The organism is Shinella sp. GW821-FHT10F02, assembly GCF_058809275.1.
Genome location: NZ_JBXASL010000007.1, coordinates 305,450 through 322,293, shown reverse-complemented (window position 1 = coordinate 322,293; position 16,844 = coordinate 305,450). Strand labels below are relative to the sequence as shown.

The window sequence follows — 16,844 nt, the reverse complement described above, 5'->3', positions numbered from 1 at the left end:
CCGCCGGAGCCGGAATGAAGCACAGCATCGCGCATATAGCGCTCGTCGTCCGCGACTACGACGAGGCCATCGCCTTCTATGTCGAAAAGCTCGGCTTCGAGCTGGTCGAGGACAGCTACCAGCCCGAGCAGGACAAGCGCTGGGTGGTGGTGCGGCCGCGCGGCGGCAACACGTCGCTGCTTCTGGCGCGCGCCTCTGCCGCCAACCAGGAGGCCTTCATCGGAAACCAGGCGGGCGGGCGGGTCTTCCTTTTCCTGTCCACCGACGATTTCTGGCGCGATCACGCGCTCTATACCGAGCGGGGCATCCGCTTCGTGCGCGCGCCGAAGCAGGCGGATTACGGCACGGTGGCGGTCTTCGAGGATCTCTACGGCAATCTCTGGGATCTCGTGCAGTTCAGCGACGGGCGGTGAGGCGAGGGCCGCACTCCTGCGGCCCTTATCCCGGCGTGGTGTTGATGCGCGTGGAGGCGAAGCGCTCGCGCAGCCATTCGGCGGCCGGGCCGCTTGGTTTCTGCTTGTGCCAAACCATTTCCAGGGCGACCGGCCAGTCTGCGTCGTCGAACTGGAGGGCGGGCGTCACGAGATCGTCGATGACCGGCGAATAGTCGATAATATGGTCCGGCACTAGCGCCCAGCCGATGCCCTGCTTGACCATTTGCAGGATCACCCAGTGGCTTTCCACCCACCAGACTTCCGCGGCGGTGCGCAGGCGCTGCTTCTCCGGGCCTTCGCTGCGCACGGCGACCATCAGCTGGCGATGGCGTTTCAGCTCCTCCCAGTCGACCGCCGTCCCGGCGAGCGGATGGTTCCGGCCGCAGACCAGTTTCAGCGGCACCCAGCCGATCGTGTGGAAGGCGAGGGCAGCCGGCAGTGTCTCCTGCCGCCACATCACCCCGATATCGGCCTTGCCGTCGAGCACCAGCCGGCTGACATCCTCCATCATCGGGAACAGCAGCTCCAGCTCGACATGGGGAAACCGCTCGGCGAATTCCGCAAAGAGCGTGCCCAGCGCCCGCTCCGGATAGAGCTCGTCGATGGCGACGACCAGGCGCGTTTCCACATGGGCCTCGAAACTGGCCGCGACGCCGATCAGGTGCTCGCGGCGATCGAGGATGACCTTCGCTTCCGCCAGCAGCCGTTCGCCGGCCGGCGTGAGGACAGGATTGCGTGAGGCGCGACTGAAGAGCTGGACGCCGAGATCGTCCTCCAGGCTCGACACCAGCACGCTGATCGCCGACTGCACCTTGCGCAGCGCCCGGCCGGCGGCGGAGAAGGAGCCATGCTCGGCGGCCGCCGCGAAGGCCTCCAGCTGTTCCATCGAAACGGTCATCTATCTCAAATCCGGATAGTAGCTAACTTTATAATCGGCGATATTGAGATAGAAAGCGCGCAAGTCAACGAAAACAACAAAAGGATAAGCGTCATGTCCATGCGCACTTTCCCCGATCGCGTCCGTCATGCGGTCCTCTTCGAGGCGTTCGGCCTCGCGATCTTCGTTCCCGTCGCGGCGGCGCTGTTCAACCAGCCGGTCGGCCATATGGGCGTCGTCGGCGTCGTCTCGGCGACCATCGCGACGCTGTGGAACTTCGTCTACAATCTCGGCTTCGACCACGCGATGCTGCGGTTCGTCGGCCATACCCGCAAGAGCCTGAAGGCGCGCATGGTGCATGTGCTGCTGTTCGAGGGCGGCCTGCTCGCCATCCTCATTCCGCCGATCGCCTGGTATCTCGGCATCACCGTGTGGCAGGCGCTGATGATGGACATGGCGATCGTCGGCTTCTACGTGGTCTACACCTTCGCCTACAATCTCGCCTATGACCGGGTCTTCCCGGTGCCGCAGGCCGCGCAGCCGGCCTGACGGATATCAGCGGCCGCTTTCCTTGATGGATTCCATCGCGACGGAGGTGGAGGTGCTTGCGACATTCGGCAGGCTCGAAATCTTCTCGCCCAGCACCTCCCGGTATCTGCGGATATCGGAGGTGCGGATCTTGATCAGGTAGTCGAAGCGGCCGGCGATCATGTGGCACTCCTCGACTTCCTTGATCTTGCGCACCGCATTGTTGAAGGCGATGAGCGCTGCCTCCTTCGTGTCGGACAACTTGACCTCCGCGAAGGCGACATGGTCCAGTCCGAGCTTCTTCGGATTGAGCACAGCGCGGAAGCCGTCGATATAGCCGTCGTTGATCAGGCGCTGCAGGCGCAGCGTGCACGGGGTCTTCGAAAGGCCGACGATTTCCGACATTTCGGTGATGGAAATGCGTGCATTTTCAACGAGAAGGTCGAGGATTTTCCGGTCGATCGCATCGATTTCACTAAAAAGTTGCTTTGCTTTGGACATTAAGGCCACCAAATCAGGATTCATTTGGAGATAGTTCTCGTTTGAAGCCTTATATTGGTGAGAAAGTCTCGTAGCAATCCACTATGTTCCCGGCCAGCGCCACGAGGGTGGAATGCGCCGGCAGGCGATGTATTCTGCGCTCGGATGGAATGGCCGATAGCCCGAGATGGTGATGAAAATGGTCCAGTCTGCAAACGAACACAACACGCCCGCTTTCGCCGATTTCGCACCGCCCATCCGGGCGCAGAGCGAACTGCGGCAGCGCATCACCGCCGCCTATCGCATTCCCGAGGTGGAGGCCGTGCGGCCGCTTCTCGACCAGGCGACACTGCCGGACGAAGTGATTGCCCGCATCCGCGAAACGGCCCGCAAGCTGATCGTGGCGCTGCGCGCCAAGCACAAGGGCTCCGGCGTCGAGGGGCTGGTGCATGAATATTCGCTCTCCAGCCAGGAGGGCGTCGCGCTGATGTGCCTTGCCGAAGCGCTGCTGCGTATTCCCGATAACGCCACCCGCGACGCACTGATCCGTGACAAGATTTCCGAAGGCGATTGGAAGTCGCATATGGGGGGCGGTCGCTCGCTCTTCGTCAATGCCGCGACCTGGGGCCTCGTCGTCACCGGCAAGCTGACCTCGACGGTGAACGACCGCGGCCTTTCCGCCGCACTCACGCGCCTCATCGCCCGCTGCGGCGAGCCGGTCATCCGCCGCGGCGTCGACATGGCCATGCGCATGATGGGCGAGCAGTTCGTCACCGGCGAGACGATCGACGAGGCGCTGCGCAACTCGCGCGCCATGGAGCGCAAGGGTTTCCGCTACTCCTACGATATGCTCGGCGAGGCGGCGACGACGGCTGCCGATGCGGAGCGCTACTACCGCGACTACGAGAACGCCATCCATGCCATCGGCAAGGCATCCGCCGGCCGCGGCATCTATGACGGCCCCGGCATTTCGATCAAGCTTTCGGCACTGCATCCGCGCTACGTGCGCGCCCAGGCCGGGCGCGTGATGGGTGAGCTGCTACCCAAGGTGAAGGCGCTGGCGGCGATCGCAAAATCCTACAATATCGGCCTCAATATCGATGCCGAAGAGGCCGACCGGCTGGAACTGTCGCTCGACCTGCTCGAAGAGCTTTGCTACGATCCCGCTTTGACGGGCTGGGATGGCGTCGGCTTCGTGGTGCAGGCCTACGGCAAGCGCTGCCCCTTCGTGCTCGATTTCATCATCGATCTCGCCCGCCGCTCCAGCCGCCGCATCATGGTGCGCCTCGTCAAGGGCGCCTATTGGGATGCCGAGATCAAGCGCGCGCAGCTCGACGGCCTGGAGGAATTCCCGGTCTATACGCGCAAGATCCACACGGATGTCTCCTACATCGCCTGCGCGAAAAAGCTGCTGGCGGCGACGGACGCGGTCTTCCCGCAGTTCGCAACGCACAATGCCCAGTCGCTGGCCACGATCTACCAGCTCGCCGGCCCGGATTTCCGCGTCGGGCAATATGAGTTCCAGTGCCTGCATGGCATGGGCGAGCCGCTTTATGACGAAGTGGTCGGCGCGGAAAAGCTCAATCGGCCGTGCCGCATCTATGCGCCGGTCGGCACGCATGAGACGCTGCTTGCCTATCTCGTCCGCCGCCTGCTCGAAAACGGCGCGAACTCCTCCTTCGTCAACCGCATTGCCGATCCGGCCATCTCGGTCGATGAGCTGATCGCCGATCCGGCCGCCGTCGTTCGCGCCATGCCGGTGCCGGGCGGTAAACATGACCGGATCGCCCTTCCGGCAGAGCTCTACGGCAAGGGCCGGTTGAACTCCGCCGGTCTCGACCTGTCGAACGAGACGGTGCTCGCAGCGCTGGCGCAGGACCTCGCCAGGACCGCCGCCGTGGAATGGCAGGCCGTGCCGCAGATCGCGGACGGCTCCAGCGATGGCGAAAAGCGGGCGGTGCTCAACCCAGCCGACCAGTCCGATGTCGTCGGCTATGTGACGGAAGCCTCCAGCGAGGGCGTGGCGAAGGCCGCGAAGCTGGCGCTGGCATCCGCGTCCGAATGGGCCGCCGTGCCGCCGCGCGAGCGTGGCGACCGCCTCGACCGCGCCGCCGACCTGATGCAGGCCAAGATTTCGACGCTGATCGGCCTTGCCATCCGCGAGGCCGGCAAGTCGGCGGCCAATGCCATTGCCGAAGTGCGCGAGGCGATCGACTTCCTGCGTTATTATGCGGAACAGGCGCGCCGCACGCTCGGCGCCGCCCACCAGCCGCTCGGCCCCATCGTCTGCATCAGCCCGTGGAATTTCCCGCTGGCGATTTTTTCCGGCCAGATTGCCGCCGCCCTCGTCGCCGGCAATCCGGTACTGGCGAAGCCTGCGGAAGAGACGCCGCTGATCGCCGCGGAGGCCGTGCGCATCCTGCACGAGGCCGGCATTCCGGCCGGCGCGCTGCAATTGCTGCCAGGTGATGGCCGCGTGGGCGCCGCCCTCGTTGGTGCCCCGGAGACGGCGGGCGTGATGTTCACCGGCTCGACGGAGGTTGCCCGCCTCATCCAGAAGGAGCTTGCGGGGCGCCTGTCGTCCTCGGGAAAACCCATTCCGCTGATCGCCGAAACCGGCGGGCAGAATGCGATGATCGTCGATTCGTCGGCGCTTGCCGAACAGGTGGTGGCGGATGTCATCGCATCCGCCTTCGACAGCGCCGGCCAGCGCTGCTCGGCGCTGCGCGTGCTCTGCCTCCAGGAAGACGTCGCCGACCGGACGCTGACCATGCTGAAGGGCGCGCTCGCGGAACTCAAGATCGGCCGCACCGACCGGCTGAACGTCGATACCGGGCCGGTCATCACGGCGGAAGCCAAGCAGACGATCGAGGGGCATATCGAAAAGATGCGCGCCCGCGGCCGCAAGGTCGAGCAGGTGGCTCTGCCGGCGGAAGCCGCGCGCGGCACCTTCGTCTCGCCCACCATCATCGAGCTGCAATCGCTTGCCGATCTGGAGCGCGAGGTGTTCGGCCCGGTCCTGCATGTCATCCGCTTCAAGCGCGAAGATGTCGATCGCCTGATCGACGACATCAACGCCACCGGCTACGGCCTGACCTTCGGCCTGCACACGCGTCTCGACGAGACGATCGCCCATGTCACCAGCCGCGTGAAGGCGGGCAATATCTATGTGAACCGCAACATCATCGGCGCCATCGTCGGCGTGCAGCCGTTTGGCGGGCGGGGGCTTTCCGGCACCGGCCCGAAAGCCGGCGGACCGCTCTATATCGGCCGCCTCGTGCAGACGCCGCCGGTGCCGCCGCAGCATTCGTCCGTGCATCTCCAGCCGGCCGTGACCGATTTCGCGCAATGGCTGCGCGGCAAGGGCAAGGCCGAACTGGCGGATCGCGTGCGCGATCTCGGCAGCAATTCGGCACTCGGGCTCGACCTCGAACTCCCCGGCCCCGTCGGCGAGCGCAACCTCTATTCGCTCCACCCGCGCGGCCGCATCCTCCTCGTTCCAGCGACGGAAGAGGGGTTGCTCGCCCAGCTCGGCGCCGTTCTCGCCACGGGCAACAAGGCGGTGATCGATGCGGCCTCCGGCCTCAAGGCCAGCCTGACCGATCTGCCGGCGAGCCTTGCCGCCCTCATCACCTGGTCGACCGACTGGGCGGCCGATGGCCCTTACGCGGGTGCGCTGATCGAAGGGGATGGCGACAGGGTTGTCGAGGCTGCGCGCCGCATCGCGACGTTGCCGGGTCCGCTCGTCCTGACGCAGGCCGCCTCCACGCAGGAAATCCAGGCGGGCAGCGAAGCCTATTGCCTGAACTGGCTGCTCGAAGAGGTCTCGACCTCGATCAACACGGCCGCCGCCGGCGGAAATGCTAGCCTGATGAGCATCGGCTAAAGCCTCTTTTGCAAAGCCGCTACCGCCGCGAGAGGGCGGTAGCGATCCTAGGCCGTCTGCCAGGCCTTCAGCACCCGCACGCCTTTCGCCTCCACCCCGGGCCAAAGCTGCAAGAGGTAACGGTCGTCGCCTTCCAGCCCGTCGGTGCTGAGCGTGTCGAGGCCGGCGAGGCTGGCGCGAATGCCGAGCGGACCCGCCTTCACGGCAAGCCGCGGAGAGTCCATTTCGTTTTCGGTCATGCCGGCAAGCACCAATTGGCCCGACGGGCAGGCGATGCCCGCCTCGACGACGTGCTGGTGGCTGTCGAGATCGAGGTCCGGGCGCTGCTGGTGCCATTCGACGCAGACCGGCACCATCATTTTGCGCACGGTGTGAAGGATGACGGCATGCGGCCCGGCCATGAGGTGGCACGCGATCGTCTCTTCCGTGTAGTCGTCGGGCAGGTCCGCATGCGCTTCGTCGCGCAGGTAAATCTGGAAATAGTCGGCGAAGATGTCGCCCTGGTACAGAATTCGAAACATGTGCACCTCTGCCGGCCCGGTGGAATGTGCCCCTGGGCTTTGCCCGGAACGCGCAGACCTATCATAGAGACGGCCGAGGCCCTGTCGAAATTCGCGAAATGTGGGCCATCGGGACGCGGCGGGCGCGTGGCGTCCGCGGGGGCGCTAATCGACTATGTCGATTAATCGTGGCCTTCCGGTCATCTTGCCGGGAGGTTTTATCCTCTGGATACTGCCGCGAGAAAAAGCCATTGAGGGGTCCGCTGGTATGGCACATATCGCCGAAGCCGTAATCGACAACATCGCCGACCGTATCGACCGCCTTGTGGCGGACCATCGGCCGGGGCACGGCCTCGCCCGCGCGTTCTACCAGGATCCGGACATCTACCAGCGCGACATGGAGCGGGTGTTTCGCCGCCACTGGCATTGCATCGCGCATGAGAGCGTCATTCCGAACATCAACGATTTCGAGGTTTTCCGCATCGATACCGAGCAGGTGATCGTCACCCGGGCGGCGAATGGCTCGATCAATGCGATCCTCAACGTCTGTCGCCATCGCGGGGCGGAAGTCTGCACCAAGCAGAAGGGCAATGCGCGCGTCTTCGTCTGTCCCTACCACGCCTGGACCTACGGCAATGACGGCAGCCTGCGGGCCGCCCGCCTGATGCCGAAGGATTTCAAGCGCGAGGACCATGGGCTGAAGACGCTGCATGTGCGCGTCGTCGAGGGGCTGATCTTCATCTCCTTTGCCGACGAGCCGCTCGATTTTTCCGAGGTGGAGCGCCTGCTGCATGCGACCTGCGGGCAATATGGCTGGGCGAGCGCGAAGATCGCGCACCGCGAAACCTATCCGGTCGATGCCAACTGGAAGCTCGCCGTGGAAAACTATGTCGAGTGTTACCATTGCGGCCCGGCGCATCCGGAATATTCGCAGACCCACGCGCTGGAGCAGCCGCTGCACATGATCGAGGCGTTGAACGCCGCGATGGAGGAGCGCACCTGCGCGCTCGGCATCGAGGTCGGCTCCGGCAACCATTGGCAGACGTCGCGCGAGGGCCGCGAGGCGATCCATGCCTTCCGCTATGCGCTTTATGACGGTGTGCAGAGCGGCAGCGAGGACGGCACGGCGGTCGCGCCGCTGATGGGCCGCTTTTCCGATTTCGACGGCGGCGTCACCTCCATCCATCTCGGCGGCACGACCTTCCTCGTCTGTTATCCCGACCACGGCATGATCTACCGCTTCATCCCCAAGACCGCGCAGAGCTGCGAGATGGAGCTGATCTGGCTCGTCGACGGCAAGGCGGAAGAGGGCACGGATTACGACCTCGAAAAGCTCACCTGGCTCTGGAAGGTCACGACGGCGGAAGACAAGGCGATCATCGAGCACACGGCGCGCGGCGTGCAGTCGCATTATTTCGTGCCCGGTCCGATCGCGCCGATGGAGCAGAACGAGCTGCGCTATATCGACTGGTATCTGGACGAGATCAGCCGGCCGAACGGCAGGGCGTAAGCCTTGGGCGTGCCGGATTTTCCGGCATGCGCCTTCCTTATCCCCAAGCGATATTGCGGCGACACATCATAGTTGTTGACGCATTTTTTACCTCGTCTACTATATCTTGTGTTCGAGGTTCTTCCGATTCGAGAGGATCGGAAGCTAAGACGGGAATCCGGTGGGGCCATGATGGTCCTGTCAATCCGGAGCTGCCCCCGCAACTGTAAGCGGCGAGCGTTCGTTCGATAAGCCACTGGGGCGCAAATGCCTTGGGAAGGTGAACGGATGCGCCGACCCGCAAGCCAGGAGACCTGCCTCGCGCATGAACGTCCACGGGCGGGGTGCCCGGCAGGCGAACGGTGGGTTGCGGAATGATGCCGCCCTGTCGTTTCCCGAATGGCCCCCGCATGAATTGCTTCGGGGTGAAGTCCATGTCGATACAGTTTCCAGCATATCCGCGCGAGTAGGCGGTAATCCCGGCTGCACGCCTGCGGCTGCCTGATCCATTCCCAGTCCATCGCACGGCCATCGGCGGATGACCGGACGATTTCCCATGCCCGATTGCCCCATGTCCAATTGCCAAGTCACGAGGAAAACCATGTCCATCACCGTTTACAGCAAGCCCGCCTGCGTCCAGTGCACCGCGACCACCCGCGCGCTCGACCGCCAGGGCATCGATTACAGCGTCGTCGATATTTCCGAGGACAGCGACGCCTTCGCGCTCGTCCAGGGCCTCGGTTACCGGCAGGTTCCGGTGGTGGTTGCCGGCGAGCAGCATTGGGCCGGCTTCCGCCCCGACATGATCAGCGCGCTCGCCTGAGCTTCGGGCGATGGGCGATCTCGTCTATTTTTCCACGCGGTCGGAAAACACCCATCGCTTCGTCGCCAAGCTCGGCCTTTCCGCCGCCCGCATTCCCCTTCGCGCCGATGAGGCGCTGAAGGCCGCAGCACCCTTCGTGCTCGTCGTGCCGACCTATTGCGGCGAGGACGGGAAAGGCGCCGTGCCCAAGCAGGTGATCCGCTTCCTCAACGATGCGGACAACCGGTCGCACCTTCGCGGCGTGATTGCCGCGGGCAACAGCAATTTCGGCGCGACCTTCGGGATCGCCGGCGATGTCATCTCCGCCAAATGCGGGGTGCCGTATCTCTACCGCTTCGAGCTTCTGGGCACCGCGGAGGACGTCGCCAATGTCAAAGACGGATTGGAACGATTTTGGACACGATGACGCTCGACAAGCCGGCGAAGGTCCCGGAAATCACGGCGCTGGATTACCACGCCCTCAATGCGATGCTGAACCTTTATGACGAGGGAGGAAAAATCCAGCTCGACAAGGACCGGCTCGCGGCCAAGCAATATTTCCTCCAGCACGTCAACCAGAACACCGTGTTCTTCCATAATCTTCGGGAGAAACTCGAATATCTGGTGACGGAAGGCTATTACGAGCAGGAGGTGCTGGACCAGTATTCGTTCAACTTCGTGCGCGATCTGTTCGACCACGCCTATGACAAGAAGTTCCGCTTCCCGACCTTCCTCGGCGCCTTCAAATATTACACGTCCTATACGCTGAAGACCTTTGACGGGAAGCGCTATCTGGAGCGTTACGAGGACCGCATCTGCATGGTGGCGCTGGCGCTGGCCCGCGGCAACGAGGCGCTGGCCCGCGACCTCGTCGACGAGGTCATTTCCGGCCGCTTCCAGCCCGCGACGCCGACCTTCCTCAATGCCGGCAAGAAGCAGCGTGGCGAGCTGGTCTCGTGCTTCCTGCTGCGCATCGAAGACAACATGGAGAGCATCGGCCGCTCGATCAATTCGGCGCTCCAGCTTTCCAAGCGCGGCGGTGGGGTGGCTTTGTCGCTGACCAACCTTCGCGAGATGGGCGCGCCGATCAAGCAGATCGAAAACCAGTCCTCCGGTGTCATTCCGGTGATGAAGCTGCTGGAGGATTCTTTCTCTTACGCCAACCAGCTTGGCGCGCGGCAGGGTGCGGGCGCGGTCTATCTCAACGCCCACCACCCGGACATCATGCGCTTCCTCGACACCAAGCGCGAAAATGCCGACGAGAAGATCCGCATCAAGACCCTGTCGCTCGGCGTGGTCATCCCCGACATCACCTTCGAGCTCGCGAAGAACAACGAGGACATGTACCTGTTCTCGCCGCATGACGTGGAGCGCGTCTATGGCGTGGCCTTCAGCGAGATATCGGTGACGGAAAAGTACCGCGAGATGGTCGAGGACGCCCGCATCAAGAAGAAGAAGATCAAGGCGCGCGACTTCTTCCAGGTCATCGCCGAAATCCAGTTCGAGAGCGGTTATCCCTACATCATGTTCGAGGACACGGTGAACCGTGCGAATCCCATCGCCGGGCGCATCTCGATGAGCAATCTCTGCTCGGAGATCCTGCAGGTGAGCGAGGCGAGCGAGTTCAACGACGACCTGTCCTATTCGAAAATGGGCAAGGACATTTCCTGCAATCTCGGCTCGCTCAACATTGCAGCGGCCATGGACTCACCCGACTTCGGCCAGACGATCGAGACCTCGATCCGCGCGCTGACGGCGGTCTCCGAGATGAGCCATATCTCCTCGGTTCCCTCCGTCGAGAAAGGCAATGACGACAGCCACGCCATCGGCCTTGGCCAGATGAACCTGCACGGCTATCTCGCCCGCGAGCGCATTTTTTATGGCTCGGAAGAAGGCATCGATTTCACCAATATCTATTTCTACACCGTGACGTACCACGCCGTGCGCGCCTCCAACCGCCTGGCGGTCGAAAAGGGCGTCAGCTTCAAGGGTTTCGAGAATTCGAAATACGCCTCCGGCGAGTATTTCGACAAATACACCGAGGCCGAATGGCTGCCGGCGACGGAGAAGGTGCGGGGCATTTTCGAGGAGGCCGGCATCCATATCCCGACACAGGAGGACTGGCTGGAACTGAAGAAGGCCGTCATGGATGGCGGGCTCTATAACCAGAACCTCCAGGCCGTGCCGCCGACGGGCTCGATCTCCTATATCAACCACTCGACCTCCTCGATCCACCCGATCGTCTCGAAGATCGAGATCCGCAAGGAAGGCAAGATCGGCCGCGTCTATTACCCGGCGGCCTTCATGACGAACGACAATCTCGATTACTATCAGGACGCCTACGAGATCGGCCCGGAGAAGATCATCGACACCTATGCGGCGGCGACCCAGCATGTCGACCAGGGTCTGTCGCTGACGCTGTTCTTCCGCGACACGGCGACGACGCGCGACATCAACCGGGCGCAGATCTACGCCTGGAAGAAGGGCATCAAGACCATCTACTACATCCGCCTTCGCCAGATGGCGCTGTCCGGCACGGAAGTGCAGGGCTGCGTTTCCTGCGCGCTGTGACATCGGGGAAGACCATGAACATCCAAGTGAAGACCAAGGCCCCGAAGGCAGCCGCCGCCGTGCGCGCCATCAATTGGAACCGCATCGAGGACGACAAGGACCTCGAAGTCTGGAACCGGCTCACCGGAAACTTCTGGCTGCCGGAAAAGGTGCCGCTCTCCAACGACATCCCCTCCTGGGCGACCCTGCGGCCGGAGGAGCAGCAGCTCACCATCCGCGTCTTCACCGGGCTGACCCTGCTCGACACGATCCAGAACGGTGTCGGCTCCGTGCGGCTGATGGAAGACGCCGCCACGCCGCATGAGGAGGCCGTGCTCTCCAACGTCGCCTTCATGGAGGCGGTGCATGCACGCTCCTATTCCTCGATCTTCTCTACCCTGTGCTCGACGCCGGATGTCGACGACGCCTATCGCTGGTCGGAGGAAAACGAGTTTTTGCAGCGGAAATCCGCGCTGATCATGGAGCAATACGCCTCCGCCGATCCGCTGAAGAAGAAGGTCGCCAGCGTCTTTCTCGAAAGTTTTTTGTTCTATTCCGGCTTCTACCTGCCGATGTACTGGTCGAGCCGCGCCAAGCTCACCAACACCGCCGACATGATCCGCCTCATCATCCGCGACGAGGCCGTGCATGGCTACTATATCGGCTACAAGTTCCAGCGTGCTTTGGAGCCTCTTTCGGAGGAGCGCCGGCAGGAAATCAAGGACTTTGCCTTCGACCTGCTGCTCGAACTCTACGACAACGAGGCGAAATATACCGAGGCGCTCTATGACGGCGTCGGGCTGACCGAGGACGTCAAGAAATTCCTGCACTACAACGCCAACAAGGCGCTGATGAACCTCGGTTACGAGGCGCTCTTCCCGCCGGAAGCCTGCAAGGTCAATCCCGCCATCCTCTCCGCGCTCTCGCCGAATGCCGACGAGAACCATGACTTCTTCTCGGGATCTGGCTCGTCCTATGTCATCGGCAAGGCGGTGGCGACCGAGGATGCGGACTGGGATTTCTGATCGGCAAAACGCCGCGGGTTCGACCCCGCGGCGTTCGTCCCGCGTCCTTAGCGGGCGGGCGGGGCGTACATCAGGCCGCCGTCGTTCCACAGCCGGTTGAGGCCGCGGTCGATCTTGAGCGGGCTGTCCTTGCCAAGGTGGCGTTCGAAGATTTCGCCGTAGTTACCGACGGCCGAGACCGCCTGGTACGCCCATTTCGGATCGAGGCCGAGCGTCTTGCCGGCCTCGTTGTCGATGCCGAGGAAACGCTTCTGGGCGACGGTGCCGCTTTCGAGAAGCGAGGCGACGTTTTCCTTGCCGATGCCCATCTCCTCCGCCTCGACCAGCGCGAACAGCGTCCAGCGCACGATCTTGAACCATTGATCGTCGCCCTGGCGCACGGCCGGGCCGAGCGGCTCCTTGGAGATCACCTCGGGCAGAACGATGAAACGTTCCGGATCGTTGAGCGTCAGGCGCTGCGAATAGAGGGCCGAGGCGTCGGTGGAATAGACGTCGCAGCGGCCGGTGTTGAAGGCCTGGATCGTCTGGTCCGGCTTCTCGAAGGCGATGACCTGGTATTCGATCTTGTTGGCGCTGAAATAGTCGGCCATGTTCTGCTCGGTCGTCGTGCCGGTTTCCGTGCAGACGGAGGCACCGGAGAGCTCCTTGACGCTCTTCACGCCGACGTCCTTGTTGATCATGAAGGCCTGGCCGTCATAATAATTGACGCCGACGAAGCTCATGCCGAGGTCGGTATCGCGCGACAGCGTCCACGTCGTCTGGCGCGACAACAGGTCCACTTCACCCGATTGCAGCGCCGTGAAGCGATCCTTGGTGGACAGCGGCACATAGGCGACCTTGTCCGGATTTCCGAGCGTCGCAGCGGCGATCGCGCGGCAGAAATCGACGTCGAAACCGCTCCAGACGCCGGTCTTGTCGGGCACGGAAAAGCCGAGCACGCCCTGGCTGACGCCGCAGCGCACCTCGCCGCGCTCCTTGATGACGTCGAACGTGCCTGCATGTGCTGTGCCGGCGGCAAGGCCAGCGGCGATCATGGCTAGAATTGTCATCCTCATGTGGTTCTCCTCCTTGGTTGATTTTTCGGCATGCGTGGTCGCGTCCGGGAGGAGGTGTGCCTCCCGGCTGACAGGTTTTGAGCGGTGGTGCGGTTCGCCTTAGCCGAGCGTTCTTGCGACGTCGGCGAAGGTTTCCTCGAGCACGGCGATCAAGTGATCGGCGTCGCGTTTCGAAAAGATCATCGGTGGGCGCATCTTGAGCACGTTATCATGCGGGCCTTCGGTGCCCATCAGCACGCCGCGGCGGCGCGCACCATTGGAGACGGCGCGGGCGAAATCCGTGGCGGGCGCTTTGGTTCTGCGGTCGGTCACCAGCTCGATGCCGAGGAACAGGCCGAGGCCGCGCACGTCGCCGATCACGTCGTAGCGCTTCTGCATGTCGCGGAAGGCGTCCATCAGGTGGTTGCCGATGGTGAGCGCGTTGCCGCGCAAATCCTGGCTTTCGATGACGTCGAGCACGGCGAGGCCGACGGCGCAGGAGACCGGGTTGCCGCCGAAGGTGTTGAAATATTCCATGCCGTTGTTGAAGCTGTCGGTGACCTCTCGTGTGGTCACCACCGCCGCCAGCGGATGGCCGTCGCCGATCGGCTTGCCCATGGTGACGATGTCGGGCACGACGCCCTGCGTCTCGAAGGCCCACCAGTGGCTGCCGACGCGACCGAAACCGACCTGCACTTCGTCGGCGATGCACACACCCCCGGCCTCGCGCACCAGGCGGTAGACCTCCTTGAGATAGCCGTTCGGCAGGAAGACCTGGCCGGCGACGCTCGGGATCGATTCCGCGATGAAGAAGCCGGGGGCTTCGCCTTTTGCCTGCATCGCTGCGATCAGTTCGGCGACGCTTTCGGCAAAACGCTTGCCGTGCTCCTCGATCGGCCAGTCCTCCGGTGCGTGGTAGCTATCGGGGATAGCCGCCACATGGATGTGTGGCTTCGGCCCCTTGCCGCCCTTGCGGCGGAACTTGTAGGGGCTGATGTCGATCAGCTCCTGCGTCGTGCCGTGATAGGACCAGTCGAGCACGATCGCGTTTTCGCGTCCCGTATGCGCGCGCATCATGCGCAAGGCCAGACTGTTGGCCTCCGAGCCGCTGTTGACGAAGCCGGCGACCGTCAGCTCCTTCGGCAGTGTTGCCGTCAGCCGCTCGGCATAGGCGACGATATTGTCGTGCAGGTAGCGGGTGTTGGTGTTGAGCGTCGCCGCCTGTTTCGCCATCGCTTCGACGACGGTCGGGTGGGCGTGGCCGATGTGGCAGACATTGTTGAAGCAATCGAGATAGGCCCGGCCGCTGTCGTCGATCAGCCAGACGCCCTCGCCGCGCACAAACTTGATCGGCTTGTCGTAGGAGATGGAGAGGTTTGGCAGCAGCAGCTCGTGCCGCAGCTTGACGATCTCGTCGTGCGACCGGCCGTGCCGTTCGTAGAATTCCTCGGCGATGCCGGCGAAGGTGCGGGCATCCGGAAAGAGTTCCCCCCAGACGTCGAGATAGCGCGGTTCGCCGACGCCGAGGATTTCCGTGGCGGAGAGGTTGGTGTCAGTGGAAAGCTGGAGGTGCAGGTGCGGCGCCCAGCCGCCGTTTTCCGCAGGCGCGCCCATTTCTCCGACAAGGACGCCGGCATCCAGCCGGTCACCGGCCTTGAGGCGCTGCATGGCCTCATGGGCGAGGTGGCCCCAGAGCGAGACGAAGGGCGGGCAGCCTTCCGGTTCGTGGCTGAGCGCGATCAGGCAACCGTAGCCGAGCGGGTCCTGCTCGATCTCGACGCTGACGACGGTCGCCGGCAGCGGCGTGAAGACCTTCGTGCCGGCGGGCATGAAGAGGTCAAGGCCGAGATGATGGGTGCGGCGGGTGTTTTCGATGAAGCGCGAGACGAACATGTCGCCTGCATAGACGGTGCGCGCCTCGCCGAAGGGGCCGATGCCGAGCGCGATACCGTTTTCCCGGCAATTGGCCTCCCAGATCGCCTGCGCCTCGTCCGGCTGTTCGGCGGCGGATTTGACGGTCATCGGATGCTGCGGGTCGCCATAGGGCACGAGGGCGGCGGGGTAGGTGGCGGCCGGGCGTTCCAGCAGGGGGGCAAGCGATTTGCGGTTCTTCGCGATCCAGTCGGCAACGGCATGCGCGCCGGGCGCTGCCTCGAAGCCGCAGGCCTTGCGCAGAATGGCAGTCGCGAAGCGCGGGTTCATACGATCGAGCTTGCGCAGCAGCGTCCAGGCGGGACGCTCGCTGATGGCGAGGTAGGGGTTGTCTTCCGTGTGGCTGCGGCGCGAGGCGGAGATCGTCACGGAGGTGACGAGGCGCATGGCGATGAGGTCGTAGAGGAGGTCGATTTCCTCTTCCAGCAGCGGATATTCGGCGTGGAAGCCGCGGGCGATGGCGGCGGCGGCGCCGATCGGGTCGGCATGGTCGAGACCGGCATAGGCGGCGGCGATCACCACCTCGGCGATCACAGGCGCATGTAGCGCGTCGCCGAAGTCGATCAGGCCGGAAATGCGGTCGTGATTCGCGCTGTCGACCAGAACGTTCCAGTCGTTGGCATCATTGTGGATGACGGCGGCGCGCAATTTCGCCAGGCGCGGGGCGAGGGACGCAAAACGCTTGAGGAAGCGTTCCAGCAGGGCCCGGTCTTCGGCGGAGGCGACGTGTTGCAGGCGTTCGGCCGAGTGGCCGGCCTTTCGGATGTCCCAGTCGAGATCGCGCAGCGCGCCAGGATGCATGAAACCCTTCAGCGCCGCATCGAAGCGGCCGAGCATGCGGCCGAGCGATACGAGTGCGGCATCGCTGCGGTCCGTTTCGGCAAGCGGCTGGCCGACGACCCAGCCGACCAGCCGGATGCGGTGGTCGACGCCGTGCTGGCTGGTGGTGCGGCCAAGGCTTGCACCGGAAAGCGTCGGGCGGATATGCGGCACCGGCAAATCGCCGGCATGCGCGGTGACATGGGCGAGTAGCGCCGTCTGGAAGTCGCTCTCGACCTCCGGCTCGGCGGCGTTGACGATCTTCAGGATGAAGGTTCCATCCGCTGTTTCCACCTTGAAATTCTGGTCGCGCTCGCTGGCGAGCGGCGAGAGCGTGCCGGAAAGCCCGTAATGCTCGGAAAGTAGCGCGGCTGCGGCCTCGATGGAAAAATCCGGTGTCGTCTTCAGCATGTCGTTCATGGCAATCCTCTTCGTGGCGACAAGAGTTGCACGGGAGGCGGTTGGGCGCATCCGGCATTATGCCGGTT

Annotated in this window: 13 protein-coding genes and 1 riboswitch; of the genes, 8 read left to right on the top strand and 5 right to left on the bottom strand. The window is 63.6% G+C overall.

Annotated features, from left to right (window positions below):
• Positions 1 to 14 precede the first annotated feature (14 nt).
• Entirely contained in the window at positions 15 to 413 is a 399-nt protein-coding gene (locus tag AC1RWL_RS22820; RefSeq protein ID WP_492646343.1) for a VOC family protein, read from the top strand.
• Between the two features lie 25 nt (positions 414 to 438).
• On the opposite strand, the gene AC1RWL_RS22815 is transcribed toward AC1RWL_RS22820, so the two are convergent.
• Complete coding sequence (locus AC1RWL_RS22815; RefSeq protein WP_493096022.1) at positions 439 to 1,332, bottom strand: LysR family transcriptional regulator; 894 nt, start codon at positions 1,330 to 1,332, stop codon at positions 439 to 441.
• A gap of 93 nt (positions 1,333 to 1,425) precedes the next feature.
• Here AC1RWL_RS22815 and AC1RWL_RS22810 point away from each other — a divergent pair, with 93 nt between their 5' ends.
• Positions 1,426 to 1,860, top strand: coding sequence for a PACE efflux transporter (locus tag AC1RWL_RS22810; RefSeq protein WP_493096023.1), 435 nt, complete (start codon positions 1,426 to 1,428; stop codon positions 1,858 to 1,860).
• Positions 1,861 to 1,866: 6 nt separating this feature from the next.
• On the opposite strand, the gene AC1RWL_RS22805 is transcribed toward AC1RWL_RS22810, so the two are convergent.
• Complete coding sequence (locus AC1RWL_RS22805; protein ID WP_493096024.1) at positions 1,867 to 2,340, bottom strand: Lrp/AsnC family transcriptional regulator; 474 nt, start codon at positions 2,338 to 2,340, stop codon at positions 1,867 to 1,869.
• 178 nt (positions 2,341 to 2,518) lie between these two features.
• On the opposite strand from AC1RWL_RS22805, the gene putA reads away from it, so the two are divergent.
• Positions 2,519 to 6,205, top strand: coding sequence for a trifunctional transcriptional regulator/proline dehydrogenase/L-glutamate gamma-semialdehyde dehydrogenase (gene putA, locus AC1RWL_RS22800; RefSeq protein ID WP_493096025.1), 3,687 nt, complete (start codon positions 2,519 to 2,521; stop codon positions 6,203 to 6,205).
• A gap of 47 nt (positions 6,206 to 6,252) precedes the next feature.
• Here the strand turns inward: putA and AC1RWL_RS22795 are convergent, their stop codons facing one another.
• Positions 6,253 to 6,726 carry a hypothetical protein gene (locus tag AC1RWL_RS22795; RefSeq protein WP_493096026.1) on the bottom strand — a complete coding sequence of 158 codons (474 nt, stop codon included), beginning with the start codon at positions 6,724 to 6,726 and terminating at the stop codon, positions 6,253 to 6,255.
• Positions 6,727 to 6,973: 247 nt separating this feature from the next.
• Between AC1RWL_RS22795 and AC1RWL_RS22790 the strand changes: the two genes are divergently transcribed.
• From AC1RWL_RS22790 to nrdF, 5 genes are all read left to right on the top strand, one after another.
• Positions 6,974 to 8,215: an aromatic ring-hydroxylating oxygenase subunit alpha gene (locus AC1RWL_RS22790; protein WP_493096027.1), complete on the top strand. Its 1,242-nt coding sequence runs from the start codon at positions 6,974 to 6,976 to the stop codon at positions 8,213 to 8,215.
• Between the two features lie 98 nt (positions 8,216 to 8,313).
• Positions 8,314 to 8,530, top strand: a riboswitch (cobalamin riboswitch).
• 265 nt (positions 8,531 to 8,795) lie between these two features.
• Positions 8,796 to 9,017 (top strand): glutaredoxin-like protein NrdH, encoded by a 222-nt coding sequence (nrdH, locus tag AC1RWL_RS22785; RefSeq protein WP_256119640.1) that lies wholly within the window; start codon positions 8,796 to 8,798, stop codon positions 9,015 to 9,017.
• A gap of 10 nt (positions 9,018 to 9,027) precedes the next feature.
• Positions 9,028 to 9,423, top strand: a complete 396-nt coding sequence (gene nrdI, locus AC1RWL_RS22780; RefSeq protein WP_493096028.1) for a class Ib ribonucleoside-diphosphate reductase assembly flavoprotein NrdI — start codon at positions 9,028 to 9,030, stop codon at positions 9,421 to 9,423.
• A complete protein-coding gene (gene nrdE / locus AC1RWL_RS22775) occupies positions 9,420 to 11,567 on the top strand; it encodes a class 1b ribonucleoside-diphosphate reductase subunit alpha (RefSeq protein WP_493096188.1) in 2,148 nt (715 codons plus the stop codon). The genes nrdI and nrdE overlap by 4 nt, the downstream gene beginning before the upstream one ends.
• A 14-nt stretch (positions 11,568 to 11,581) precedes the next feature.
• Positions 11,582 to 12,571 (top strand): class 1b ribonucleoside-diphosphate reductase subunit beta, encoded by a 990-nt coding sequence (gene nrdF / locus AC1RWL_RS22770; protein ID WP_493096029.1) that lies wholly within the window; start codon positions 11,582 to 11,584, stop codon positions 12,569 to 12,571.
• A gap of 47 nt (positions 12,572 to 12,618) precedes the next feature.
• Here nrdF and AC1RWL_RS22765 read toward each other — a convergent pair whose 3' ends face one another.
• The gene (locus AC1RWL_RS22765; RefSeq protein ID WP_493096030.1) at positions 12,619 to 13,626 is read right to left on the bottom strand and encodes an amino acid ABC transporter substrate-binding protein; all 1,008 of its coding nucleotides are present in this window, start codon (positions 13,624 to 13,626) and stop codon (positions 12,619 to 12,621) included.
• Positions 13,627 to 13,725: 99 nt separating this feature from the next.
• Entirely contained in the window at positions 13,726 to 16,776 is a 3,051-nt protein-coding gene (locus AC1RWL_RS22760) for an aminotransferase class III-fold pyridoxal phosphate-dependent enzyme (RefSeq protein WP_493096031.1), read from the bottom strand.
• Between the last annotated feature and the right edge of the window lie 68 nt (positions 16,777 to 16,844).

Excerpts from the sequence above, each read along its gene's own strand:
- AC1RWL_RS22810 (WP_493096023.1), top strand. The coding sequence starts at position 1,426 with ATGTCCATGCGCACTTTCCCCGATCGCGTCCGTCATGCGGTCCTCTTC.
- AC1RWL_RS22820 (WP_492646343.1), top strand. The coding sequence starts at position 15 with ATGAAGCACAGCATCGCGCATATAGCGCTCGTCGTCCGCGACTACGAC.
- AC1RWL_RS22790 (WP_493096027.1), top strand. The coding sequence starts at position 6,974 with ATGGCACATATCGCCGAAGCCGTAATCGACAACATCGCCGACCGTATC.
- putA (WP_493096025.1), top strand. The coding sequence starts at position 2,519 with ATGGTCCAGTCTGCAAACGAACACAACACGCCCGCTTTCGCCGATTTC.
- nrdF (WP_493096029.1), top strand. The coding sequence starts at position 11,582 with ATGAACATCCAAGTGAAGACCAAGGCCCCGAAGGCAGCCGCCGCCGTG.
- AC1RWL_RS22795 (WP_493096026.1), bottom strand. The coding sequence starts at position 6,726 with ATGTTTCGAATTCTGTACCAGGGCGACATCTTCGCCGACTATTTCCAG.
- nrdH (WP_256119640.1), top strand. The coding sequence starts at position 8,796 with ATGTCCATCACCGTTTACAGCAAGCCCGCCTGCGTCCAGTGCACCGCG.
- AC1RWL_RS22765 (WP_493096030.1), bottom strand. The coding sequence starts at position 13,626 with ATGAGGATGACAATTCTAGCCATGATCGCCGCTGGCCTTGCCGCCGGC.
- AC1RWL_RS22760 (WP_493096031.1), bottom strand. The coding sequence starts at position 16,776 with ATGAACGACATGCTGAAGACGACACCGGATTTTTCCATCGAGGCCGCA.
- nrdE (WP_493096188.1), top strand. The coding sequence starts at position 9,420 with ATGACGCTCGACAAGCCGGCGAAGGTCCCGGAAATCACGGCGCTGGAT.
- nrdI (WP_493096028.1), top strand. The coding sequence starts at position 9,028 with ATGGGCGATCTCGTCTATTTTTCCACGCGGTCGGAAAACACCCATCGC.
- AC1RWL_RS22805 (WP_493096024.1), bottom strand. The coding sequence starts at position 2,340 with ATGTCCAAAGCAAAGCAACTTTTTAGTGAAATCGATGCGATCGACCGG.
- AC1RWL_RS22815 (WP_493096022.1), bottom strand. The coding sequence starts at position 1,332 with ATGACCGTTTCGATGGAACAGCTGGAGGCCTTCGCGGCGGCCGCCGAG.